The organism is Streptomyces sp. B21-083 (genome assembly GCF_036898825.1).
Classification (GTDB): domain Bacteria; phylum Actinomycetota; class Actinomycetes; order Streptomycetales; family Streptomycetaceae; genus Streptomyces.
Genome location: NZ_JARUND010000002.1, coordinates 2911933 through 2936983, shown reverse-complemented (window position 1 = coordinate 2936983; position 25051 = coordinate 2911933). Strand labels below are relative to the sequence as shown.

The window sequence follows — 25051 nt, the reverse complement described above, 5'->3', positions numbered from 1 at the left end:
TGTCACTAGCCTCGAACGTATGACTAGTCAGACCGCCATCGAGACGACCGGGCCGGGGGACAAGGCACCTGTCTCCCCCTCGGGCCCCACGCCTGCCAAGGGACTGCGCGGCCATCCGTGGCTGACCCTGATATCCGTGGCCGTCGGGGTCATGATGGTGGCCCTGGACGGCACCATCGTGGCCATCGCCAACCCGGCCATCCAGAAGGATCTGGGCGCGAGTTTCGCGCAGGTCCAGTGGATCACCAACGGTTACTTCCTCGCGCTCGCTGTCACGCTGATCACCGCCGGCAAGCTCGGTGACCGGTTCGGGCACCGGCAGACCTTCCTCATCGGCATCGTCGGCTTCGCGTCCGCGTCGGCGGCCATCGGCCTGTCCAGCAGTATCGCCCTGGTCGTCACCTTCCGGGTGTTCCAGGGGCTGTTCGGCGCGCTGCTGATGCCGGCCGCGCTCGGTCTGCTGCGGGCCACGTTCCCCGCCGACAAGCTGAACATGGCCATCGGTATCTGGGGCATGGTCATCGGCGCGTCCACCGCGGGCGGCCCGATCCTCGGCGGACTGCTCGTGGAGCACGTCAGCTGGCAGTCGGTGTTCTTCATCAACGTGCCGGTGGGAGTCATGGCCCTCGTCATCGGCCTGGTGATCCTGGTCGACCACCGCGCGGAGAACGCCCCGCGCTCCTTCGACCTCCTCGGTATCGCGCTGCTCTCCGGCGCGATGTTCTGCCTGGTGTGGGCGCTCATCAAGGCCCCGGCGTGGGGTTGGGGGGACGGCAAGACCTGGCTGTTCCTGCTGGTGTCGGTGGCGGGCTTCGCGCTCTTCGCGTTCTGGGAGCAGAAGGTCAGGGAGCCGCTGATCCCGCTCAACCTGTTCCGTTCGGTCCCGCTGTCCGCGGGCGTGGTGCTGATGGTCCTGATGGCCATCGCCTTCATGGGCGGCCTCTTCTTCGTCACCTTCTATCTGCAGAACGTGCACGGTATGAGCCCGATCGACGCGGGCCTGCATCTGCTCCCGCTCACCGGGATGATGATCGTCGGCTCGCCCCTGGCCGGTGCCATGATCAGCAAGACGGGCCCGCGCATCCCGCTCGCGGGCGGTATGGCCTGCGTGGCGATCGCCATGTTCGGTATGTCCACGCTGGAGACGGACACCGGCAGCGGCATCATGTCGGTCTGGTTCGCCCTGCTCGGCCTCGGCCTCGCCCCGGTCATGGTCGGCGCGACGGAGGTCATCGTCGGCAACGCCCCCATGGAGCTCTCCGGTGTCGCCGGCGGTCTCCAGCAGGCGGCGATGCAGATCGGCGGCAGCCTCGGTACGGCGGTCCTGGGCGCGGTCATGGCCTCCAAGGTCGACAACGACCTCGCGGGCAACTGGACGGCCGCCGGCCTTCCGCAGCTCACCCCGGAACAGCAGGCCCAGGCCTCGGAAGCGGTCCAGGTCGGCGTGCCCCCGGTGGCGCCGGGAACGCCGGAGACGGTCGTCGCCCAGATCACGAAGGTCGCCCACGACACGTTCATCTCCGGCATGAGCCTGGCGTGTCTGGTCGCGGCCGGCGTGGCCGTGGTCGCCGTCCTGGTCGCGCTGCTGACGAAGCGCGGCGAGAACGCGGAGGCGGGCGCGGGCGCCGCGCACATCTGAGACGCATATTTCGCGCATATATCTACGGCCGCCGCGGGGGAGTTCCCCTATCAGGGTGACTCCCCTAAAGATTCCTCCCCTTCGGCCCACAGGACAGGTCACAGTTAGTCAAGTCCTCCGCACGACATGGTCGTTACGACAGTCGGTACCACGCGGGAGGACGGCCGGGCCGCGGCGCGCTGCCGGAGGGGGACAGCGCGCCGGCGGGCCCGCCGAAATGCGGGAAGGCTAGAACCGCGCGGCGGGGGTACTCGCCTCATCGACCCCGAACTACCGACAAGTTCCAGGGAGTTGATGAATCATGGCGGCCTTCGGACGGCAGCACACCACCCGCAGGCACCCCGGCTCACGCGGCGGCGGCTGGCAGCGCTCCGCTCCCGACAGCGCGACTCTGGGAATCATCGGGCTCGTCTGCGCCGTCGCGGGCTTCTTCGTCCTCGGCATCATCCTGGGCCCCGTGGCCATCATCTGCGGCTGGCTGGCGATGGGCCGGAGCTGGAAGGGCCCGCACGCGATACCGCCTCTGGTGGCCGTGGTCCTCGGCGCGATCGACACCCTGCTGGCCATCATCTGGCTGGCGAGCGCCACCGGCCCGACGATCGGCTTCTTCTGACCGTCCGCCTCACGAGCCTCACGAGGGGCCTCCCGACAAGAGGGGCCCCTACTGAGGCTGTTCCTCGCCCACCCGCTCGCCTCTCGTGACGGCCAGGGCGGCGACCTCTGCCCGCAGCGCCCGCACCTCGTCCGTCAGGGCCGTGATCGCCGCCGTCTGGCGCCGTTCCTCCACGTCGTCCATCTCGAACCGGGCGATGAACCAGGCGGCGATGTTCGCCGTGACGAGACCGAGCAGCGCGATCCCGGACAGCATCAGTCCGACCGCGAGTATCCGGCCCATTCCGGTCGTCGGCGCGTGGTCCCCGTACCCCACCGTGGTCATCGTCGTGAACGACCACCACAGCGCGTCATCCAGCGTGCGGATGTTCCCTTCCGGGGAGGCGCGTTCCACCGACAGCACGGCCAGCGAACCGAACATCAGCAGGCCCACCACGGCCCCGCCGACATACGTCGTCAGCCTGACCTTGGAAGCCATCTGGGCCCGCCGGCCCACCAGCATCAGCGTGGAGACGACCCGCAGCAGCCGCAGCGGCTGGAGCAGCGGCAGCAGTACGGCGAACAGGTCCGGCCAGTGCCGCCGCACGTACTCACGGCGCCGGTCGGCGAGCGCGATCCGGACGAGATAGTCGACAGCGAACGCGCCCCACACCGTCCACTCCGCGACCGTGCAGGCGATCGACACACCCCGGGCGGCGGGGTTGTCCACGATGGGTACCGCGTAGGCGACGGCGAACACCACCGTGAGCGCCATCAACGGCCGCTGAGTACGCCGCTCCCAACGCACCTGCGCCGACGCATCCTTCATGCCCCGCATCGTAAGCGCCGGAAAGCGCCCCTGGAGTGCGCCCCGAAGGGCGCACTCCAGGGGCGCGGGGAACTGCGCGACCAGCCACAACGCGACCCGCGGACAACCACCGACCCAGCCGGCTCTGCCAAGCCAGGCAGAGCGCTACGCGTCGCCGCCCGCCGGGCCCGGATCCGCCGACGCCACGTCGAGCAACTGGTACCGGTCGATCGCCTGCTTCAGCACCGAGCGGTCCACCTTGCCCTCCTTGGCCAGCTCGGTCAGCACCGCCACCACGATCGACTGCGCGTCGATGTGGAAGTGGCGCCGCGCCGCACCCCGCGTGTCCGCGAAGCCGAAGCCGTCCGCGCCCAGCGACTGGTACGTCCCCGGCACCCACCGCGAGATCTGGTCCGGAACCGAACGCATCCAGTCGGACACGGCCACGAACGGACCCTCGGCCGAGCTCAGCTTCCGCGTCACGTAGGGGACGCGCTGCTCCTCCTCGGGGTGCAGCAGGTTGTGCTGCTCCACCGCGACCGCCTCACGCCGCAGCTCGTTCCAGGAGGTCGCCGACCAGACGTCCGCCCGTACGTTCCACTCCTCGGCGAGGATCCGCTGCGCCTCCAACGCCCACGGCACCGCGACACCGGACGCGATGACCTGGGCCGGGATGGAGCCCGAAGTCCCCGCGCCCACACGGTGGATGCCCTTGAGGATGCCGTCGACGTCGACGTCCTCGGGCTCGGCCGGGTGCTGGAGCGGCTCGTTGTAGACGGTGAGGTAGTAGAAGACGTCCTCGCTGTCGGGGCCGTACATCCGGCGCAGACCGTCCTGCACGATGTGCGCGATCTCGTACGAGTACGCCGGGTCGTACGCCACACAGCCCGGGTTCGTCGAGGCGAGCAGCTGCGAGTGGCCGTCGGCGTGCTGAAGACCCTCACCGGTCAGAGTCGTACGGCCGGCGGTCGCACCCAGCACGAAACCGCGCGCCAGCTGGTCCGCCATCTGCCAGAACTGGTCACCGGTGCGCTGGAAACCGAACATCGAGTAGAAGACGTACACCGGGATGAGCGGCTCGCCGTGCGTCGCGTAGGCCGAGCCGGCGGCGATCAGCGAGGCGGTGCAGCCCGCTTCCGAGATGCCGTCGTGCAGCATCTGGCCGGTCGGCGACTCCTTGTACGCGAGCAGCAGCTCACGGTCGACCGACTCGTACTGCTGGCCGAGCGGGTTGTAGATCTTCGCGCTCGGGAAGAACGAGTCCATGCCGAACGTGCGGTACTCGTCCGGCGCGATCAGCACGAAACGCTTGCCGATCTCCTTGTCCCGCATGAGGTCCTTGAGCAGCCGGACGAACGCCATGGTCGTGGCGATCGACTGCTGACCCGAACCCTTCTTCACACTCGCGTACGTCTTGTCCGGCGGCAGCGTCAGCGGCTTGGCGCGCACGACGCGGGTCGGGACGTAACCGCCGAGCGACTTGCGGCGGTCGTGCATGTACTGGATCTCTTCCGAGTTCCGGCCCGGGTGGAAGTACGGCGGCGCGCCGCCCTCCAGCTCCTTGTCGGAGATGGGGAGGTGCAGCCGGTCGCGGAAGCCCTTGAGGTCGGCCGCCGTCAGCTTCTTCATCTGGTGCGTGGCGTTGCGGCCCTCGAAGTTGGGTCCGAGCGTCCAGCCCTTGACGGTCTTGGCGAGGATGACGGTCGGCTGGCCCTTGTGCGCCTTGGCCGCCGCGAACGCCGCGAAGATCTTCTTGTGGTCGTGGCCACCGCGACCCAGGTGCAGCACCTGGTCGTCCGTCATGTTCTCGACCATGGCGCGCAGTCGGGTGTCGTCACCGAAGAAGTGGTCGCGGATGTACGAACCGGTCTCGGTGGCGTACGTCTGGAACTGTCCGTCGGGGGTCGTGTTCATCTTGTTGACGAGCACGCCGTCCCGGTCCTGCGCGAGCAGCGGGTCCCAGCTGCGGTCCCAGACCAGCTTGACGACGTTCCAGCCGGCGCCCCGGAACTGCGACTCCAGCTCCTGGATGATCTTGCCGTTGCCGCGCACCGGGCCGTCGAGCCGCTGGAGGTTGCAGTTGACGACGAAGGTCAGGTTGTCGAGGCCCTCGCGCGCGGCGATCGACAGCTGGCCGAGCGACTCCGGCTCGTCCATCTCGCCGTCACCGAGGAACGCCCACACATGCGACTTGGAGGTGTCCGCGATCCCGCGCGCCTCCATGTAGCGGTTCATCCGCGCCTGGAAGATCGCGCCGAGCGGGCCGAGGCCCATCGACACGGTCGGGAACTCCCAGAAGTCCGGCATCAGGCGCGGGTGCGGGTACGAGGACAGGCCGTACGGCGCCTTCGACTTCTCCTGGCGGAACGCGTCGAGCTGCTGCTCGCTGAGCCGGTCGAGAAGGAAGGCGCGGGCGTAGATACCGGGGGAGGCGTGCCCCTGGAAGAAGATCTGGTCGCCGCCGTCGCCCTCGTCCTTGCCCCGGAAGAAGTGGTTGAAGCCGACGTCGTAGAGCGAGGCGGAGGAGGCGAAGGTCGCGATGTGGCCGCCGACGCCGATCCCGGGCCGCTGGGCGCGCGACACCATCACGGCGGCGTTCCAGCGGGTCGCGTTCAGGATGCGGCGCTCGATCTCCTCGTTGCCGGGGAAGAAGGGCTCGTCCTTCGTCGCGATCGTGTTGACGTAGTCCGTGCTCCGCATCTCGGGCACGGCCACGCGCTTCTCGCGGGCTCGCTCGATCAGCCTCAGCATCAGATAGCGGGCCCGCTCCCGGCCGCGTTCGTCAACCGCGGCGTCGAGGGAGTCGAGCCATTCCTGGGTTTCTTCGGGATCGAAGTCAGGAACCTGACTCGGAAGGCCGCCAATGATGATCGGGTTGCGATCTGATCCGGAAGCCACGCTGTTCCTTCGCTCTCGGAGGGCTTGATCCGGGGCACGCTCTGGGCCTGCTCCGGGGCTGCGAATGCACTGGCCCCATCGTGTACCCCGAGGCCGGGTACGTCACCTCTACTCAGAAGTAGCCCCGGTGGAGATCGCCGGGCGGGGTGTCCGCAGCCAAATCGCAACGATACGCCCAGTCCGTGACGTGTTCCGTAAAGCGATTCGGATCTCGCACGCATGTGTGAGAGGTTCGGGAGTCACTCGGGAGCAGCAAAACCGCAAAGCGGGCAGAATGGTGTGGTGCGCGTCACTAGTTCCCGGGAGCCGCTGTCAGAAGTTGCGGCGACACCGCCAGGATCGTCACCGTTTCGGCGGTCTCGACGGCCGGGTACTTGCGCGATCCGTCCCGCCCGTGTGGACTACGGCCAATGCTTCGCGCACGCGCGTGGCTGCACATTTCTCGAAACATGATCAGGAGGCAACCCGTGAGCGCGACCGCGGACCACGCGGAGGAGCGGACTAACCCTGCCGCAAGGCTGGGGTTCCAGCCCGAGCAGGTGGTCCAGGAGATCGGCTACGACGACGACGTCGACCAGGAGCTCCGCGAGGCCATTGAGGAAGTCATCGGCAGCGATCTCGTTGACGAGGAGTACGACGACGTCGCAGATGCCGTGGTGCTCTGGTTCCGCGACGAGGACGGCGACCTGACCGATGCGCTGGTGGACGCCACCGCCTACATCGAAGAAGGCGGCGCCATCCTGCTCCTCACGCCGAAGACGGGCCGTGATGGCTACGTCGAGCCGAGCGACATCTCTGAAGCGTCGACGACGGCGGGTCTGTCGGCGACGAAGAGCGTCAGCGTGGGCAAGGACTGGAGTGGCAGTCGTCTTGCGACGCCCAAGGCGGCGAAGTCGAAGAAGTAGGCAGTGACCGTGTGCCGAAGCGGGGGTCCACCGGGGGTTGCCGCCCCCGGCGGACCCCCGCTTCGGCCTGAACGGCCCCGTCCGCGATCTCCCCGGAGGGGGGACACCCGGACCGGCTGACACGACCCTCGGTGGGTGGTCACTAGGGTGTTCTCACCCGAACAGCCCACTGAAGGGATGCAGGAACATGGCGATCGAGGTCGGCGACAAGGCCCCGGACTTCGAGCTCAAGGACAACCACGGCGCCACCGTGCGGCTCTCGGACTTCCGCGGCGCGAAGAACGTGGTGCTGCTCTTCTACCCCTTCGCCTTCACCGGCGTGTGCACCGGCGAACTGTGCGACCTGCGGGACAACCTGCCGAGGTTCTCCGACCGGGACACCCAGGTGCTCGCCGTCTCCAACGACTCCATCCACACCCTGCGCGTCTTCGGCGAGCAGGAGGGCTTCGAGTACCCCCTCCTGTCCGACTTCTGGCCGCACGGCAACATTTCGCGCGCGTACGGCGTCTTCGACGAGGACAAGGGTTGTGCGGTGCGCGGGACCTTCATCATCGACAAGGAGGGCGTCGTGCGGTGGACCGTCGTCAACGGCCTGCCGGACGCGCGTGACCTGAACGAGTACGTGAAGGCCCTCGACACCCTGTGACTCTTCGGTTCCAAGCCCTGCGAGGGGCGGGAACCCGCACCTAGGATCGACACGTTGATCCGATACAGGCGCACGACGGGGCACTCCGCCCCTGGACGGCCAGACGAGACACCAATGGAGGACTCGTGGGAGTCAGCCTCAGCAAGGGCGGCAACGTATCGCTGACCAAGGAGGCCCCCGGCCTCACCGCGGTCATCGTCGGTCTGGGGTGGGACGCCCGTTCCACCACGGGCACCGACTTCGACCTCGACGCCAGCGCCATCCTGACGAACACGGCGGGCAAGGTCAGTTCCGACGCCAACTTCGTGTTCTTCAACAACCTCAAGAGCCCGGACGGCTCGGTCGAGCACACCGGCGACAACACCACCGGTGAGGGCGAGGGCGACGACGAGCAGATCAAGGTCAACCTCGCGGCGGTCCCGGCCGACGTCGACAAGGTCGTGTTCCCGGTCTCGATCTACGACGCCGAGAACCGTCAGCAGTCCTTCGGTCAGGTCCGCAACGCCTACATCCGCGTGGTGAACCAGGCGGGCGAGGCGGAGATCGCGCGCTACGACCTCTCCGAGGACGCCTCGACGGAGACCGCCATGGTCTTCGGCGAGCTCTACCGGCACGGCGCGGAGTGGAAGTTCCGCGCCATCGGCCAGGGTTACGCGTCCGGCCTGCGCGGCATCGCGCAGGACTTCGGCGTGAACGTCTGAGCCGGTCTCCTTCCGGTTCTCTCGTCCGGCGTCGCACTTCTGGTGCGGCGCCGGACGCGCTCGGCACATCTGTTCCGCATGACCTCGGGGAGGACCAGCAGCATGGGCGTCACGCTTGCCAAGGGGGGCAATGTCTCCCTCTCCAAAGCCGCACCGAACCTCACCCAGGTGTTGATCGGGCTCGGCTGGGACGCGCGTTCCACCACCGGCGCACCCTTCGACCTCGACGCCAGCGCGCTGCTGTGCGGGGGCGGGCGGGTACTGGGCGACGAGTGGTTCGTCTTCTACAACCAGCTCAGGAGCCCCGACGGGTCCGTCGAACACACTGGCGACAACCTCACCGGTGAGGGTGAAGGCGACGACGAGTCGCTGATCGTCGACCTTCCCGCGGTGTCGGCCGCCTGCGACAAAATCATCTTTCCGGTCTCCATCCATGACGCGGACAACCGCGGCCAGACGTTTGGCCAGGTCAGCAATGCCTTCATCCGGGTCGTCAACCAGGCCGACGGCCAGGAACTGGCGCGCTACGACCTCTCCGAGGACGCGTCGACGGAGACCGCCATGATCTTCGGAGAGCTGTACCGCTACCAGGGTGAGTGGAAGTTCCGTGCAGTTGGTCAGGGGTACGCGTCGGGTCTCCGGGGCATCGCTCTAGACTTCGGAGTCAACGTTTCGTAAAGCCGAGTACGGCAGCGGGGGAGACCCGTAAACACACGATTGGGTAGCCAGTGATTCTGAAAACCTTCGGCTGGTCGTTCGCGGTCACCGCGCTCGGCCTGGTCGCGGCGGTCTTCTACGGGGGGTGGACCGGCTTCGGGATCGTGGCGATCCTCTCCATTCTCGAGATCTCGCTGTCCTTCGACAACGCTGTGGTCAACGCCGGAATCCTGAAGAAGATGAGTGCCTTCTGGCAGAAGATCTTCCTCACCGTCGGTGTCCTCATCGCCGTCTTCGGTATGCGTCTCGTCTTCCCCGTCGTGATCGTGGCCATCAGCGCCAAGATCGGTCCGATAGACGCGGTCGATCTCGCGCTCAACAACAAGGACCACTACCAGCAACTGGTCACCGACGCCCACCCGGCGATCGCCGCCTTCGGTGGCATGTTCCTGTTGATGATCTTCCTCGACTTCATCTTCGAGGACCGGGACATCAAGTGGCTCGGCTGGCTGGAACGCCCGCTCGCCAAGCTCGGCAAGGTCGACATGCTGTCGGTCTGCATCGCCCTGATCGTGCTCCTGATCTCCGCCATGACCTTCGCGACCCACGCCCACCAGCACGGTGGCGCCCACGTCGACAAGGCGCAGACGGTCCTCGTCTCCGGCATCGCTGGTCTGATCACGTACATGATCGTCGGCGGCCTCTCGGGCTACTTCGAGAACAAACTCGAGGAAGAGGAGGAGCGCGAGCACGAGGAGGAGGAAGAGGCCGAACGCACCGGCAAGAAGAAGCCGGCCGTCGTCCTCGCCGGCCAGGCCGCGTTCTTCATGTTCCTCTACCTCGAAGTGCTCGACGCGTCCTTCTCCTTCGACGGTGTCATCGGCGCCTTCGCCGTCACCAACGACATCGTGCTGATGGCCCTGGGCCTCGGTATCGGCGCGATGTACGTCCGTTCGCTGACGGTCTACCTCGTCCGTCAGGGCACCCTCGACGACTACGTCTATCTGGAGCACGGCGCGCACTACGCGATCGGCGCCCTGGCCGGCATCCTGCTCGTCACCATCCAGTACGAGATCCACGAGGTCATCACCGGCTCCGTGGGCGTCATCCTGATCGCCTGGTCCTTCTGGTCCTCCGTGCGCCGCAACACCAAACTGGCAGCGGCAGAGGGAAAAGCGACGGCCTCGGACGAGAAGACTGAGGTCTCGTCCGGGGTGTGACAACCTCCGGTGTGAGGAACGCTCTGAGCGGGGCGGCTACGAGGAATCGTCCTCGTCGGCCGCCCCGCGGCTTTGCGGGCGGTGGACCGGCGGCTGACGGCCGAGACGAATGTGCGGGGACTGGACGGGTGGGGACGGGATGAGTTTCTGGGACGACCTGTGGCGCGGCCGTACGACGGACTTCGACGCCGGCAGCGCGGCGAGCAACTCCATCGAGCTGACCAAGCGACACCAGCGGGTCTCGCTCACCAGGCAGGGCGCGGCGACCGGCCATCTGCGCATCAACCTGTCCTGGCGGATGCGTACGTCGGACATCGGCGCCCCGAAGCGGCAGAGCCTGTGGCGACACCCCTTCCAGGCCCTGCGGCCGGAGGAGGTCAAGGGCCACACCCAGAGCATGGTGAACGTCGACCTCGACCTGGGCATCCTGTACGAGCTGACCGACGGCACCAAGGGCGTCGTACAGCCCCTGGGCGGGTTCCTGGGCGAGACGAACGTGCCGCCCTACGTCAAGCTCAGCGGCGACGACCGGTTCGGCTCGGCGTCCGGTGAGACGGCGTACGTCAATCTTGACCACCGGGACGAGATCAAGCGGCTGCTGGTGTTCGTGTACATCTACGACCAGACGCCGGCGTTCGACCGGACCCACGCGATCGTGACGCTCTACCCGAGCAACGGGCCGCGGATCGAGATAGGCCTCGACGAGCGGCACTCACAGGCTCGCTCGTGCGCGGTGGTGTTGATCGAGAACGTGAAGAACGAGTTGATCGTCCAGCGGGAGGTCAAGTTCGTCTACGGGTTCCAGGCGGAGCTTGATCGGTTGTACGGGTGGGGGTTGCAGTGGGGCAGGGGCTACAAGACGAAGGCTGAGCGCTGAGAGCCCGGGGTTCTGTTCGGTTGCGGGTGCGGGCTCGTTGTGGCTTGTCGCGCAGTTCCCAGCGCCCCTTCAGGGGCGCCCTGGTCTTACCGTCCGATGAACTGTGGGCCCTGTGGGGGTAGGTGGAAGTCCGGAGACGGGGATGTTCCTACCGGTTGGGGGTAGCCGTATGCCGGTTGGGTCGTGTTCGGGCTTGCGGGCTGGGGGTAGCCGTAGGCCGGCTGCGGAGGGAGGGTCGGCGGATGCTGGACTGTAGTGGCCGCCGAGGGGTCCGTGGGCGGGGCGTTCGTGGTGTCCGGGAACGGTTCCTCGGCCGGCTGGTCCTCCACTGAGATACCGAAGTCCGTCGCCAGGCCCTCCAGGCCGTTCGAGTAGCCCTCGCCCAGGGCACGGAACTTCCAGCCGTCTCCGCGCCGGTACAGTTCACCGCAGATCAGCGCCGTTTCCTCGCCCGTCTCCGGCTTCACGTCGAAGTACGCCAGCGGTTCGCCGTCCGCGACGGCACCGTCGTACAGCACGATGCGCAGGGACCGTACGCGGGCGAAGGCGACGCCGTCCGCCGAGGCGACCAGCAGAATCTGACCGACTCCCGACTCGACACCGGTCAGATCCGTCTGGATCGTGTCGGTCAGGCCCTCGGCCACTCGTTTCTTGCCGAGCCGCCAGACCTTGCCCGAGGGGTGGCGGGGCTGGTTGTAGAAGACGAAGTCCTCGTCGGAGCGCACACGACCGTCGGGGCCGAGGAGCAGCGCCGAGGCGTCGACATCCGGAACCCCCTGGCCGGGCGTCCAGCGCAGCACGGCGCGCACCGTCGTGGCTTCGACCGGGACGTTCGACCCCTTCAGCATCGCGTGCGTCATGCGGTCATCCTGCCTTCTCGGTCCTGGTCACGACAACGCGGGGGCATCGGTTCTGCGTGTCCGCGTTACCTGAACTTCATTCTCGGTGGGAACCCTCGACATGGATCCCTACGTACTATTACCGGCCACCCATCAACACCCGACCGACTCTCGATCACCACTCGACCAGCCGTCCACCCACCACGGGGGAGTTTCATGCGTCATTTCGGGCACATCGCCCCTGAGGTACGGCAGCGCCTGTTCCACCAGGAGCCGTGCGAGTTCACCGCCGACTCCTCGGCCCGGCTGCTCGCCACGGCCCTGGGCGCCACCCTGTACAGCCCGGCCACACGCCCGCGCCTCGCCGACGCCATCGTCAAGCAGGTCGCCCGTGGTGTCGTCTCGATGGTCCTGTGCCTGGAGGACTCGATCGACGACTCGGAGGTCGAGGACGCCGAGGAGAACCTGGTGCGGGAGTTCGGTGTGCTCGCCGAGCGCCCCGACGCCGCCACCGGGCTGCCGCTGCTGTTCATCCGGGTCCGTACTCCCGAACAGATCCCCGACCTCGTACAGCGCCTCGGGTCTACCGTCCGGCTGCTCTCCGGCTTCGTGATGCCGAAGTTCACCGAGGAACGCGGGATGCCGTTCCTGGAGGCACTCGCCGACGCCGAGGCCGCGAGCGGCCACCGGCTGTTCGGCATGCCGGTGCTCGAATCCCCCGAGCTGATGTACCGGGAGACGCGCGTAGAGACCCTGGAGGGCATCTCCCGCGCCGTCGACAAGTACCGCGACCGCGTCCTCGCCCTGCGCCTGGGCGTCACCGACTTCTGCTCCTCCTACGGGCTGCGCCGAGCCCCGGACATGACCGCGTACGACGTCCACGTCGTCGCCTCCGTCATCGCCGACGTCGTCAACATGCTGGGGCGGGCCGACGGCACCGGGTACACCGTCACCGGGCCCGTCTGGGAGTACTTCCGGGTCCAGGAGCGCATGTTCAAGCCACAGCTGCGCCGCAGCCCCTTCCTGGAGGGCCAGGCCGAGGAACTGCGTGAGAAGCTCATAGAGCACGCCATGGACGGGCTGCTCCGCGAGATCAGCCTCGACCATGCCAACGGTCTGCTCGGCAAGACCTGCATCCACCCCTCGCACGTCCTGCCCGTGCACACCCTGTCCGTGGTCAGCCACGAGGAGTTCAGCGACGCCCAGGACATCCTGCGGCCCGAGCGCTGCGGCGGAGGCGTCCTCCGGTCGGCGTACACGAACAAGATGAACGAGGTGAAACCGCACCGCGCCTGGGCCGAGCGGACCCTGCTGCGCGCCGAGGTCTTCGGCGTCGCCAACGAGGACATCGGCTTCGTGGAACTGCTCACCGCCGGTATCCCCGACTGACCCGCTGTCCCCATCCGGCATTCGATCACCTGTACGACCTGGCACCCCCGACGAACACACATAGGGACTCATGAACAACGCTGTGCACAACGGGGTCTGGTCCGGCACCTGGGTCGCCGAGCGGCTCGGGGTCGAGCTGGTCGGCGGCGACGAGCTGCGCGACCTGCTCGGCCTCGCCCTGCGGCGTAATCCCAAGCGGGCGCACCTGCTGGTGTCGAACGTGCTCGGCAAACACGTCCCGCAGTCGCCCGCCGTCGTCTACGGCCACGGCTTCGCCCTCGGCCGGCGGGTGCGCGAGCTGCTCGGCGCCGACGAGTCCCGGCGCGCCGTCGTCCTCGGGTACGCCGAGACGGCCACCGGGCTCGGCCACTGCGTCGCCGACGGAGTGGGCCTCGCGCCCTACCTCCACTCCACCCGGCGCCCGGTCGCCGGCGTCGCCCCGGCGGGCGGCTTCGAGGAGGCCCACTCGCATGCCACCTCCCACCTCCTCCTCCCGGAGAACCCCGCACTGCTGGCCGGCCCCGGCCCGCTGGTCCTCGTCGACGACGAGTTCTCCACCGGCAACACCGTCCTCAACACCATCCGCGCCCTGCACGAGCGCTACCCGCGCGAGCGATACGTCATAGTCGCCCTCGTCGACATGCGCGCACCGGCGGACGTGGCCCGCCTGGACGAGTTCGCCGACGAGATCGGCGCGCAGGTCGACCTGGTGGCAGCGGCGAAGGGCACCGTGGACCTGCCGGAGGGCGTGCTGGAAAAGGGCCAGAAACTGGTAACCGAGCACGACAATCCCCACCCAGGGGCGCGGGGAACTGCGCGACAAGCCACGACGGATCCGCACCCGCCACACAACCGTCTCACCCGAGTCGATCTGCGCTGGCCCCGAGGTCTCCCGGACGGCGGCCGCCACGGCTTCACACCCGGGCACCGAATACGCATGGAGGCCGCACTCCCGGCGATGGCCACAAAGCTCGCCGAAACCCTCCCCGACAACACCCACCGCATCCTCGTCCTCGGCTTCGAAGAGCTGATGTACGCCCCCCTGCGCCTAGCCACGGAGCTGGAGCAGGCGCTGGAGAGCTCCGAGGTCCGCTACTCGACGACCACCCGCTCACCCGTCCTCGCCGTGGACGACCCGGGGTACGCGATCCGCAGCCGCCTCGTCTTCCCGGCCCACGACGACCCGGCAGACGGCCCCGGCGACCGCTACACCTACAACGTGGCCGGCGCCGGCTTCGACGCCGTCGTCATGGTCGTGGACTCCACCGCCGACACACCGGAACTGCACGCCCCCGACGGCCTGTTGGCCACGCTCGCCGCTCACACGCCGAACGTCGTGCTCGCCGTCGTCCCCAGTTACGTACCCGCGCCCCCGCACGTACCCGAAAGGCCCCGCATGCTGCCCGAGCCCCTCCGCGGACCCGCGTTCTCCTCGTATCCACCGGACGAGGTCGGCTGGCTGCTGCGGGACCTCTCGGACGTCAGCCTGGAGGCGCCCACCGAGGAGCGCGAGGAGGCGATCCAGGCGGGCGGCGCCCACTACGCCGAGTCGCTGCCGGTCGAGTACCAGCCCAGCGACCAGTACCAGGAGCTGTTCCGCGCCGCCCTCGACACCTCCGCCGCCCGCATCGCCCAAGCGGTGGGCGCCGTGACGGAGTTGGTGCTCGCCGAGCGGTCGCCACGTCCGGTGCTCGTGTCGCTGGCGCGGGCCGGAACGCCCGTCGGCGTGCTCATGCGCCGCTGGGCCCAGCACCGGCACGGGCTCGAACTGCCCCACTACGCCGTGTCGATCGTCCGGGGCCGGGGTATCGACGCCAACGCGCTGCGCTGGCTGGCCGCCCACCACGACCCCGCCGACGTCGTGTTCGTCGACGGCTGGACCGGCAAGGGCGCCATCACCCGCGAACTCGCCGACGCCGTCAAGGAGTTCGAGGCCTCCGACGGCATCACGGGCTTCGACCCGGAGATCGCGGTCCTGGCCGACCCGGGCTCCTGCGTCCGGACGTACGGCACCCGCGAGGACTTCCTCATCCCGTCCGCCTGCCTCAACTCCACGGTGTCCGGGCTGATCTCACGGACCGTCCTGCGCGCGGACCTGGTCGGCCCGAACGACTTCCACGGCGCCAAGTTCTACCGCGAACTCGCCGACGCCGACGTCTCGTTGGACTTCCTCGACGCCGTCGCCGCCCGCTTCCCCGAGGTCACGGACGCCGTCGACAGCACGGTCAAGGAACTGCTCGCCGCCGACCGCGCACCGACCTGGGAGGGCTGGGCGGCCGTCGAGCGGATCAGCGAGGAGTACGAGATCCACGACGTGAACCTCGTCAAGCCCGGCGTCGGCGAGACCACCCGGGTGCTGCTGCGCCGCGTCCCCTGGAAGATCCTGGCCCGCGCCGGAGCGGGCGCCGACCTCGACCATGTACGCCTGCTCGCCGAGCAGCGGGGCGTACCCGTCGAGGAGGTGGCCGAACTCCCGTACACCTGCGTGGGGTTGATCCACCCTCAGTACACGCGGGGCGCGACCGGCGCCGACGGCAGGGCGGTGTCCGTATGAGTCCCGTCCTGGTCGCCAGCGATCTCGACCGCACGCTCATCTACTCCGCCGCGGCCCTCGCGCTGACCATGCCGGACGCCCGCGCGCCCCGGCTGCTCTGCGTCGAGGTGCACGAGGCCCGGCCGCTGTCGTACATGACGGAGACGGCCGCCGGGCTGCTCACCGAACTCGGTGACGCGGCCGTCTTCGTGCCGACGACGACCCGGACCCGCAAGCAGTACCAGCGCATCAACCTGCCGGGCCCGGCACCGAAGTACGCGATCTGTGCGAACGGCGGGCACATCCTGGTCGACGGTGTCGCCGACCAGGACTGGCACGCGCGGGTGCAGGCACGGCTCGCGGACGAGTGCGCCTCCCTGGACGAGGTCCGGGACCATCTCGCCGCCACCGCCGACCCGCTCTGGGTACGCAAGCACCGGATCGCCGAGGACTTCTTCGCCTACCTCGTCGTCGAGCGTGAACTGCTGCCCGAGGCGTGGGTGAAGGAACTGGGGGTCTGGGCGGAGGACCGCGGCTGGACGGTCTCCCTCCAGGGCCGCAAGATCTACGCCGTGCCGAAGCCGCTCACCAAGAGCGCGGCCATGCGCGAGGTCGCCCGCCGCACCGGCGCGACGCTCACTCTCGCCGCCGGTGACTCTCTTCTCGACGCCGATCTTCTCCTTGCCGCCGACCGGGGCTGGCGCCCGGGGCACGGGGAGTTGGCGGAGACGGAGTGGGTGGCCGACACGGTCACCGCGATTCCCGAGCGGGGGGTCGCGGCGGGGGAGCGGATTCTGCGGGAGCTGCTGCGGGAGATTCGCTAGCGCGCCGGGGGTGCCCTGATGGGGTGTCGGGTCGCTGCGGCGCCGTCGTGGCTTGTCGCGCAGTTCCCCGCGCCCCTACGGGGCGCTCCCGTGCGGGTCGGACGATTCGTACTGCGATGAACGCGGCCACCGCCACCGCTGCCCCGGCGAGCACCACCTTCGAGTACGTGGAGACGACGCTTGTGACCTCGGCCCAGTTGTCGCCCAGCAGATAGCCCGCGCACACGAAGGCGGTGTTCCACAGGGCGCTGCCGAGGGTGGTGAGGCCGAGGAAGACGGGCAGGGGCATGCGTTCGACGCCGGCCGGTACGGAGATCAGGCTGCGGAAGACGGGGATCATGCGCCCGAAGAACACCGCCTTCGTGCCGTGCCGCAGAAACCACGCCTCGGTCTTCTCGATGTCCGCCACCTTGACCAGCGGCAGTCGGCCGGCGAGGGCGACGGTCCGGTCACGGCCGAGCAGCGCGCCGACCCCGTACAGGGCGAGCGCGCCGACGACCGAGCCCGCGGTGGTCCACAGCAGCGCGGCGATCAGGCTCATCTGCCCGGTGCTCGCGGCGAAACCGGCGAGTGGCAGGATCACCTCGCTCGGCAGCGGCGGGAAGAGGTTCTCCAGCGCGATGGCGAGGCCGGCGCCGGGGGCGCCCAGCGTGTCCATGAGGTCGGTGACCCACTGGGGTGCGGCCGTCGTGGCTGTCATACGGCCAGGCTAGGAAACCCAACCTGAAGAGACCCTGAACCGGCCGCCTGCGGGCACCGGGCCTCCCCTACGGGCACCGGACTTCCCCTCCGGGCAGAGCCCCTCAGCCGCAGCAGCCCCCGCCGCAGCAACCGCCTCCACCACCGCCACCGCCGCTCGCCCGCGGGGCCGACGCCTGCGCGGACGCCGAGCCGCCGACGGCGACCGTCGACAGGAGCTTCACGGTGTCGTCATGGCCGGCGGGACAGTCCGCGGGGGCGGCCGACTCGGCCATCGGGCGGCTCAGTTCGAACGTGTCGCCGCAGGTGCGGCAGCGGTACTCGTAGCGAGGCATGCGGACAGGTTAGTCCCCAATTGCTCGCCGCGCGGAGCCCGGTGGTTTCGGTGCTGATCCTCGCTGTTCATTCCCCATGTGGAGAACCTGCGAAGGGCGCTGGTAATTTGTGTACGCCGCGATGAGTCGTGAGGTCGGGGAATTCAGGTCTTGCACGGAGTGCGGAGGGGTGTGTCGTGACCCAGAAGTCGGATGAACCGGACGCCACTCTGCAATTCCGGATAGTAGATCTGGACATTTCCGACGGCGGGCAGGAATCGCCCGTACCGGGAAACATCGCACCGGGAAACAGGCGTAAAGCCCGATTAGCTCGTAAAACTCGCCGAATATCCCCACGCCTGCTTCTCGCGCGCGTCCGGTCCCTCGTCGCGGCCCACGCGCCGAAGTACCCGCGGCCCGGCCGCACCGGCTGGCGGCGCTGGATGCCATCCTGGCGCCAGTGGCTGGGGGGTGTGTCGGCGTCCGTGGGGCTGAGCGCCCTGCTCCTCGGGGTCGCCTACGCGGCCACCGACATTCCCGACAACCTCAATACGTACGCCACCCAGCAGGACAATGTGTACTTCTGGGCCGACGGGACACCCATGGCCCGTACCGGCTGGGTGCAGCGGCAGGCGATGCCGCTGAAGGACATCCCGGAGGACGTCCGCTGGGCGGTGCTCGCCGCCGAGAACGCGAGTTTCTACAGCGATTCCGGCATTTCCGTCAAGGGCATCAGCCGCGCCCTTTTCCGCACCGTCGGCCAGGGTGACACCCAGGGTGGATCCACCATCACCCAGCAATACGTCAAAAACGTCTATCTCAACCAGAACCAGACAATCAGCCGCAAGTTCACCGAGGCGATGATCGCCCTCAAGCTCGACAACCGGATGAGCAAGGACGACATCCTGGAGGGCTACCTCAACACCAGCTGGTTCGGCCGCGGCTGCTACGGCATCCAGCGTGCCGCCCAGGCCTACTACGGCAAGGACGTCAGTGAACTCGACGCCGGTGAGGGCGCGTTCCTCGCCTCCCTCCTCAAGGGCGCCGGCCTGTACGACCCGACGCTGAGCAGCGCCAACCGGGCCCGCGCCGTCGAGCGCTGGTCCTGGACGCTGGACCGGATGGTCGACATCGGCAGGCTGACGAAGGCCGAGCGGGCCACGTACACGAAGTTCCCAGAGCCGCTGAAGAGCAACCCGCTGTACGACACCGGTGAGCAGACCGACTATCTGGTGGAAGTGGCCTCGCAGTACGCCAAGAAGGCCGGGGGGATCTCCGACAAGGACTTCGACCTCGGCGGCTACCAGGTCTACACGACGTTCGACCGCGCGCGGGAGCGCAAGCTCGCCGACTCCGTGGCCAAGGCCCGCAAGCGGGCGCTGAAGGGCGATCCGACCGCCGCGAAGACCGCCCACTACGGCGCCGCCTCGGTGACCGCCGACGGCCGGATCCTCGCCGTGTACGGCGGCCCCGACCACCGCACCCAGGGCTACAACGAGTCCAACTCCACCACCGTGCCCGCCGGTTCGGCCTTCCTGCCGTTCGTCTACGCCGCCGGCCTGGAACACGGCGTCCACAAGAGCCGCTACGACGAGGCGACACGTGTCACAGGGGAGTCCCTGTACGACGGTGACGACGACGTGCCGGTGACCACGCCCGAGGGGCCCTACTGGGACCGCAGCGGCAAGAAGGTCGCCGCCAGCAACGACGGCGACCGGTCCTACGGGCAGATCTCCCTGCACCGGGCCCTGGAACTGTCGGTGAACACGCCGTTCATGCAGCTCGGCATGGACACCGGCCTGGACAACGTCCGTACGACCGCCGAGGCCGCCGGCCTGCTGCCCGCCAGCATCGGCCCACAGGTGCCCGCGCTGTCGACGGGCACCTCCACACCCAGTGCGATCCGCATGGCCGGCGGCTACACCACGTTCATCGCCGGTGGCAGACGCACCGAGCCGTACTCGGTGCGCAAGGTCACCCGCAACGGCGCCGGCCTCGCCCTGGCCACCCCCACCCTGACCCGCGCGATCGGCGCCGACGTGGCCGAAGAGGTCACCTCGGCGCTCACCGACGCCTTCCGCGCCGCCCACCCCACCGTCGCCGCGTCCGCCGACGGGACGGTGGCCGGGAAGGCGGGGAGCACCCCGGACGACACCGCCTCCTGGTACGTCGGCACGCACAAGTTCGTGTCCACGGCGGTCGTCGTCTACCGCATCGACCTGACCAAGAGCCTCGAACCGCTGCCGTTGAAGGGCCTCGCCGGCACCGCCGACGACAGCGTTCCGTACGGCATCTGGTCGGGTGCCATGAGCCCGCTCGGCTGACCACCGGACGGGGCAAGAACTCACCCCCTCGAAATGAGCAGCACATGAGACAAGCGTCGGGCCGCCGTCGCAAGGCCCCGGCAGAGCCTCCTCCCCCCGCCAACAACCGCCCGCGGATCGCGGCGTACCTCGTCGTCGCGTCCCTGACCCTCGCGTCCCTCACCGCCGGCTATCTGGTGCTGGGCCGCCCCGACCGCACCGCGCCCACAGCCTCCGTGGGAGCGGGGGAAACCGTGAAAGCCCCCGCGCAGGCGACCGGTGAACCGAAGTGGGACGGCAGGACCAAGGTCCTCGGGGACGGTTCCACCTCGTACACCGGCCCGCAGCAGGGCCGGTTGAAGCCGGTGCCGCTTAAGCCCGGTGAGAAACCACCCCAGTTCGTCGTCTTCTCCTGGGACGGCGCACTGGCGGGCGACGACGAACTCTTCCAGCACTACCGGGAGATGTCCGCGAAGTACGGCGCCCATATGACGTACTTCCTCACGGGCATCTACCTGCTGCCCAAGAGCAAGGCGGACCTCTACCAGCCCCCGCAGCACGCCAAGGGGTCGGCGGCGATCAGCTACGCCACCGACGACCACATCCGCACCACCCTGGAACAGCTCGGCAAGGCGTGGCGCGAGGGCAACGAGATCGGCACCCACTTCAACGGCCACTTCTGCGGCAAGAAGGGCGGCGGTGACTGGAGCGTCGCGGAGTGGAAGAGCGAGATCGACCAGTTCTACGCCTTCGTGGAGAAGTGGAAGACCAACACCGGCTACACCGACCTCGCCCCGCTGCCGTTCGACTTCAAGAAGGAGGTCACCGGCGGGCGCGCCCCCTGTCTGGAGGGCCAGGCGAACCTGCTGAAGGCCGCCAAGAGCTACGGCTGGCGCTACGACGCGAGTTCCGCCGGCGACTTCCAGATCTGGCCGAAGAAGAAGGACGGCATGTGGGACTTCCCGCTGCAGATGCTCCCGTACGAGGGCGGCGACTACCAGGGCCTGTCCATGGACTTCAACTTCCTCTACAACCAGTCCGAGGGCGAGACCGACGGGGCTCCGGCCAACTACCCGCGCTGGAAGCAGGAGACCGTCGACGCCTACGAAGCCGGCTTCGACCGGGTGTACTACGGCAGCCGTGCCCCGCTGTTCATCGGCAACCACTTCGAGGAGTGGAACGGCGGCATCTACATGAAGGCCGTCGACGAGGTCATGGCGAACGTGTGCGCGAAGAAGGACGTCGAGTGCGTCTCCTTCAAGGAACTCGCCGACTGGCTCGACGTACAGACCCCGGCGACGCTGGAGCGGCTGCGCGGCCTGGACCCGGCGCAGTCGCCGGACTGGTCGACGGTCGTGAAGTGATCGCCGTCAAGTGATCGCGTGAAGTAGCTGTCGTTATCTGACGATTCGTCAACTCCCTTGCCGGTAAAGGGTATCCCCGTTCACAGGGGCTCCACATGGCATGCGAAAATTCCACAACCCGGCATCCCCCATCGCCGGGGCAAGAGGGGAAACATACGTGAAGTCAAAGAACATGGGCCGTACGCGCAGCCGCGCCGCCATAGTCGTCGCGGCCGCTGCCTCGGTCGCCGCGGGAGCGGCGCTGCTGCCGGCCGGAAGCGCGAGCGCGGCGACCGCGCGCTCCGCCGCCCCGATCGTGGACCAGCAGACCAGGGCCACCTTCCAGCGCCTCGCCGACGCGGTCCTCACCGACCGTACGGACGCGCTGGTCGACGGCCCGCAGGGCAACCGGAAGAAGCCGCTGACGGGCGCCTTCTCCGGCGACGTCAGACTGTCCGCCGCGCTGGCCCGCAGCGAGAACGCCGCCCTGTCCTCGCTGGACCTGCGCAAGGACCGCCTCGCGGCGCTCGGCGAGAAGTACAGCAAGGCCGACACCGTCGTCACCCTGAACAGCACCCGCCTCAAGGGCGCCAGGGCCGAGGTCGAGGTCACCGAGACCACGACCCTGACCTACCAGAAGGTCCGCGGCGACGAGCCGGGGACCACCGGCTTCCAGGCCCACCACGCGCTGACGTTCACCGCCGACGCGCGCGGCCACTGGCAGCTGACGGGTATCCGGAACACCGACGCGGCGGCCGACGCCGCCGTGAACCAGCCGGCCGAGCCGTCCGTCGCGGCCAAGCCGTCCGCGAAGGCCAAGGTCGGCACGGTGGCCGACGACACCATGCCCAACGCCCCCCGCGCGGCCACCACCCGCACCACACCGGCGAACGTCAAGAACCTCACCAGCGGCGCCTTCGACTACAAGGCCATGGCCACGTACGCGGAGAAGTACTGGAGCACCTACAACCCGGACTACCCGAACTACAACGGGCACGGCGCCGGCGGCGACTGCACCAACTTCGTCAGCCAGTCCCTGAAGGCCGGCGGCTGGAAGCACGCACCCGGCTACGTGTACGACTACACCAAGTGGTTCGGCAACGCCGACATCCAGTCGGACTCCTTCGTCGGCGTCAACGAGTGGTCCTGGTTCGCCCAGAACTCGAAGCGCACCACCAGCCTCGCGTACGTCTACCAGCTGGACGTCGGTGACGTCCTCCAGATGGACTTCGACAGGGACGGGTCCAAGGACCACACGATGATCGTCACGTACCGCAGCCCCCAGGGCGTGCCGTACCTGACCTACCACTCCGCCAACACCTACCGCAGGTCGGTGGCGAGCATCATCGCGTCGGAACCGAACGCCTACTACTACGCCTACCGCACCTGATCACCCCGGCCCCGCCGCTCCCGGTCCTGCCAGGGCCGGAGCGGCGGGACGCGGTCCCTCAGCCCCGCCGAGGGGTGCGTTCAGTGGGCGGTCATCCCGCGCTCCTCGCGGATCCGGGCCACCACGTCGGCCACCGTGTGCCGCACGGCCTCCGCCTCCGTCAGGAAGTGCCAGTAGTCGGGGTGGCGGCCCTCCAGCGTGGCGATCGCGCGGTCCAGGCGGGCCACCGACTCGTCCAGCGGGCGGGCGTGCCGCGGCTCCGGGGTGTTGCGCCCCGACATGGCCAGCCGCTGCGCGTCGCGGATCGCGAAGCGCGTGCGGTCGATCTCGCCCTGCGGGTCCTTCTGCACGGCGTTCAGCCGCCGCAGCCTGTCTCCGGCGGCCGACACCGCCTCGTCGGTGGTGTTCAGCAGCGCCCGCACCGTCGACAGCAGCGCTGTCGCGTCCGGCCAGCGCTGGGCGTCCCGAGCGGCCTGTGCCTCCTTGAGCCTCGCCTCGGCCTGCCGTACGTGGTCCGTGGCCTGCTCCGGTACGTGCTGGAGGTCCTGCCAGCACTCCGCCGAGAACCGTCTGCGCAGCTCGCTCAGCAGCGGCTGCACCTGCCCGGACCGGGTGGTCAGCGCCTCGGCGCGGGTACGTAGGGACACCAGCCGGTGATCGATCTCCGAGGCCAGCTCGGGCAGCCGTTCCGCCTCCGCCCGGACCGCCTCCGCCTCACGCGAGACCCGGTCGGCCCGCTCCAGCGTCTCCGGCACCCCGTGCTGCCCGGCGCCCTGGTTGAGCCGGGTCAGCTCGGGCCCGAGAGCGGCGAGCCGGGCGGCCAGGTCGTCCGCCCGCAACCCCGATCCCCGGACCGCGTCCAGGGCGTTCGAGGCGGCCAGCAGCGACTGGCGGGCGCGCTCCACGGAGGGCGCGAGCCGGGCCAACTGCGTCTCGGCCTTGCCGAGCAGCGGCCCGAGCCCGTCCGCGAAGCGGTCCAGGTCCTGCTTGACCCGCCCCAGCTCCTCCTTGGCCCGGGTCAGCTCGGACCGGGCGCGGGTGGCGGCCGACGCCTCCAGGTCGTCACGGTCGAGGTCATGGGCGTCGATGGCGGTGATGTACTGCCCGCTGGCCTCGTCGATCCGGAGCCCGAGCCCCTCGAAGTCGGCGACCGCGCGCCGGGCGGCGGGGGTGTCGTCGACGGCCTTGATGGTCTCTATCGAGATCCGCAGATCCCGCTGGGCGGTGTCCAGTTCGTAGAAAGCGGCGGCGGCGGCGTCCTTCGCGGCCTGCGCCTCGGCGCGCTGGCTCTCGCCCCGCCCACCGAACCACCGCCGCGTGCCGCCACCGCCACCGGCGAAGGCGGCGGGCAGGGCGAGGAGCAGCGGCAGCGGGAGCAGTACGAGCGTCAGGGCATCCAGGGCGGCGGCGCGCAGGCCGGTCCGAGCGTGCTCGGGTGGGCGGTGCGGCGAACGGTGAGGCGACTGGTGCGCGCCCGGCGCAATCGGCGTGTACGGCTCAGAAGTAATCGCCGTCACATTCCTCTCCCGTGCTGTGATCTGCCCTGCCCGGTTCATTCTCCCACCGGTTATGGACGAACACACGGCCCGGTCGGTTCGCGCTGCGCGTACCAGCTCGCGAATCGGTCGAGCGGCCGGCTGCGCACCGGGCCGCCGCGGGGCTCACTCCCCGGCGGACCGCACCCGTATGCTCCCGTCCTTCGTCTTCGCCGACACCACGTGCGAGCTGCGCTTGTCGCGCGGGACGGACACCTTCACGGAGCCGTCGTCGGAGTCCGCCGTCACACGGTAGGTCTCGCGGGGCAGCTCGATGGTGAGCGAGCCGTCGTCGCTGCTCGACTCGACGAGGTCCGGCACGGAGGCGAGTTCGAGCCGCACCGAGCCGTCCTGGGAATGCGCCCGCACCTGCCGGGAGCGCACACCGAGGGCGCGGATCGAACCGTCGCCGCTGGACAGCTTCAGCGGGCCGGTGGCGTCCTTGACGGTGACCGAGCCGTCCCCGGAGCGGATGTCGAGGGCCTGGTCGAAGCCGTGGGCGGTGACGCTCCCGTCCCCGTTCCGCACGACGACGGAGACACCGCGCGGTACCTCGATCCGGTGCTTGGCGGAGCAGTCGGCGACCACGCCCGAGCATTTCACCCGCAGCTTGAGCCGGTCGTCCTTCATCGACCAGGTCACCTTGGGATCCTTGCCGAAGGTGACGGAGCCCGAGAACCAGCGATTGACCTCTATCCGGCCCGACTTGTTCGAGTCGGCGGCGACGATGTCGAGCCCCGAGTCGTTCGAGTCGACGGTGAGCGTGCGCCCCTGAAGGGCGAAGGAACGGTGCTCCGGATCCTTGTCGTCCCCGGCGGAGGAGCAGGCGGAGGCGGTGGCGACGAGCGCGGCCACGACGCCGGTGACGGCGACGACACGCGTGCGAATGCCGGTGCGGGCGCCGGTGCGGGAACGCGGAAATGCTGATCGGGCCATGGTC

Annotated in this window: 21 protein-coding genes; 14 read left to right on the top strand and 7 right to left on the bottom strand. The window is 68.9% G+C overall.

From position 1 onward, the window contains the following. Positions 1-19 precede the first annotated feature (19 nt). On the top strand, positions 20-1639 hold the full coding sequence (locus tag QA861_RS37140; RefSeq protein WP_334593148.1) for an MFS transporter: 1620 nt from the start codon (positions 20-22) through the stop codon (positions 1637-1639). Positions 1640-1940: 301 nt separating this feature from the next. Beyond that, positions 1941-2252: a small hydrophobic protein gene (locus QA861_RS37135; protein ID WP_334593147.1), complete on the top strand. Its 312-nt coding sequence runs from the start codon at positions 1941-1943 to the stop codon at positions 2250-2252. Positions 2253-2300: 48 nt separating this feature from the next. Here the strand turns inward: QA861_RS37135 and QA861_RS37130 are convergent, their stop codons facing one another. Then, entirely contained in the window at positions 2301-3059 is a 759-nt protein-coding gene (locus QA861_RS37130; RefSeq protein ID WP_334593146.1) for a potassium channel family protein, read from the bottom strand. Between the two features lie 144 nt (positions 3060-3203). Beyond that, positions 3204-5936, bottom strand: coding sequence for a pyruvate dehydrogenase (acetyl-transferring), homodimeric type (gene aceE / locus QA861_RS37125; RefSeq protein ID WP_334593145.1), 2733 nt, complete (start codon positions 5934-5936; stop codon positions 3204-3206). 467 nt (positions 5937-6403) lie between these two features. On the opposite strand from aceE, the gene QA861_RS37120 reads away from it, so the two are divergent. From QA861_RS37120 to QA861_RS37095, 6 genes are all read left to right on the top strand, one after another. Beyond that, positions 6404-6841 carry a DUF3052 domain-containing protein gene (locus QA861_RS37120; protein WP_334593144.1) on the top strand — a complete coding sequence of 146 codons (438 nt, stop codon included), beginning with the start codon at positions 6404-6406 and terminating at the stop codon, positions 6839-6841. Between the two features lie 187 nt (positions 6842-7028). Then, on the top strand, positions 7029-7487 hold the full coding sequence (locus tag QA861_RS37115; protein ID WP_006382618.1) for a peroxiredoxin: 459 nt from the start codon (positions 7029-7031) through the stop codon (positions 7485-7487). Positions 7488-7612: 125 nt separating this feature from the next. Beyond that, positions 7613-8188 carry a TerD family protein gene (locus tag QA861_RS37110; RefSeq protein ID WP_334593143.1) on the top strand — a complete coding sequence of 192 codons (576 nt, stop codon included), beginning with the start codon at positions 7613-7615 and terminating at the stop codon, positions 8186-8188. A 102-nt stretch (positions 8189-8290) separates the two neighbouring features. Further along, positions 8291-8866 (top strand): TerD family protein, encoded by a 576-nt coding sequence (locus tag QA861_RS37105; protein WP_006382628.1) that lies wholly within the window; start codon positions 8291-8293, stop codon positions 8864-8866. A 50-nt stretch (positions 8867-8916) separates the two neighbouring features. After that, on the top strand, positions 8917-10065 hold the full coding sequence (locus QA861_RS37100; protein WP_334593142.1) for a DUF475 domain-containing protein: 1149 nt from the start codon (positions 8917-8919) through the stop codon (positions 10063-10065). A gap of 139 nt (positions 10066-10204) precedes the next feature. Then, positions 10205-10942, top strand: coding sequence for a TerD family protein (locus QA861_RS37095; protein WP_334593141.1), 738 nt, complete (start codon positions 10205-10207; stop codon positions 10940-10942). An 86-nt stretch (positions 10943-11028) separates the two neighbouring features. Here QA861_RS37095 and QA861_RS37090 read toward each other — a convergent pair whose 3' ends face one another. After that, entirely contained in the window at positions 11029-11802 is a 774-nt protein-coding gene (locus tag QA861_RS37090) for a TerD family protein (protein ID WP_334593140.1), read from the bottom strand. 195 nt (positions 11803-11997) lie between these two features. Between QA861_RS37090 and QA861_RS37085 the strand changes: the two genes are divergently transcribed. From QA861_RS37085 to QA861_RS37075, 3 genes are all read left to right on the top strand, one after another. After that, complete coding sequence (locus QA861_RS37085; RefSeq protein ID WP_334593139.1) at positions 11998-13170, top strand: HpcH/HpaI aldolase/citrate lyase family protein; 1173 nt, start codon at positions 11998-12000, stop codon at positions 13168-13170. Positions 13171-13240: 70 nt separating this feature from the next. Further along, on the top strand, positions 13241-15724 hold the full coding sequence (locus QA861_RS37080; protein WP_334593138.1) for a phosphoribosyltransferase: 2484 nt from the start codon (positions 13241-13243) through the stop codon (positions 15722-15724). Beyond that, positions 15721-16527 carry an HAD family hydrolase gene (locus tag QA861_RS37075; protein WP_334593137.1) on the top strand — a complete coding sequence of 269 codons (807 nt, stop codon included), beginning with the start codon at positions 15721-15723 and terminating at the stop codon, positions 16525-16527. Before QA861_RS37080 ends, QA861_RS37075 begins: the two co-directional genes overlap by 4 nt. Here the strand turns inward: QA861_RS37075 and QA861_RS37070 are convergent. Together QA861_RS37070 and QA861_RS37065 are read right to left on the bottom strand one after the other, a co-directional pair. Next, positions 16454-17227, bottom strand: coding sequence for a DedA family protein (locus QA861_RS37070; RefSeq protein WP_334593136.1), 774 nt, complete (start codon positions 17225-17227; stop codon positions 16454-16456). The two genes, QA861_RS37075 and QA861_RS37070, sit on opposite strands and share 74 nt — an antisense overlap. Before the next feature lie 103 nt (positions 17228-17330). Beyond that, a complete protein-coding gene (locus QA861_RS37065; protein ID WP_006382627.1) occupies positions 17331-17561 on the bottom strand; it encodes an FmdB family zinc ribbon protein in 231 nt (76 codons plus the stop codon). 422 nt (positions 17562-17983) lie between these two features. Here QA861_RS37065 and QA861_RS37060 point away from each other — a divergent pair, with 422 nt between their 5' ends. The 3 genes from QA861_RS37060 (at position 17984) to QA861_RS37050 (ending at position 22576) form a co-directional block, all read left to right on the top strand. After that, the gene (locus QA861_RS37060) at positions 17984-19864 is read left to right on the top strand and encodes a transglycosylase domain-containing protein (RefSeq protein ID WP_334593135.1); all 1881 of its coding nucleotides are present in this window, start codon (positions 17984-17986) and stop codon (positions 19862-19864) included. Positions 19865-19908: 44 nt separating this feature from the next. After that, on the top strand, positions 19909-21207 hold the full coding sequence (locus tag QA861_RS37055; protein WP_334593134.1) for a polysaccharide deacetylase family protein: 1299 nt from the start codon (positions 19909-19911) through the stop codon (positions 21205-21207). A gap of 157 nt (positions 21208-21364) precedes the next feature. Then, positions 21365-22576 carry an amidase domain-containing protein gene (locus QA861_RS37050; protein WP_334593133.1) on the top strand — a complete coding sequence of 404 codons (1212 nt, stop codon included), beginning with the start codon at positions 21365-21367 and terminating at the stop codon, positions 22574-22576. An 80-nt stretch (positions 22577-22656) separates the two neighbouring features. On the opposite strand, the gene QA861_RS37045 is transcribed toward QA861_RS37050, so the two are convergent. Both QA861_RS37045 and QA861_RS37040 read right to left on the bottom strand, forming a co-directional pair. Next, on the bottom strand, positions 22657-24093 hold the full coding sequence (locus QA861_RS37045; RefSeq protein ID WP_334593132.1) for a hypothetical protein: 1437 nt from the start codon (positions 24091-24093) through the stop codon (positions 22657-22659). 144 nt (positions 24094-24237) lie between these two features. Next, complete coding sequence (locus QA861_RS37040) at positions 24238-25047, bottom strand: DUF4097 family beta strand repeat-containing protein (RefSeq protein ID WP_334593131.1); 810 nt, start codon at positions 25045-25047, stop codon at positions 24238-24240. Between the last annotated feature and the right edge of the window lie 4 nt (positions 25048-25051).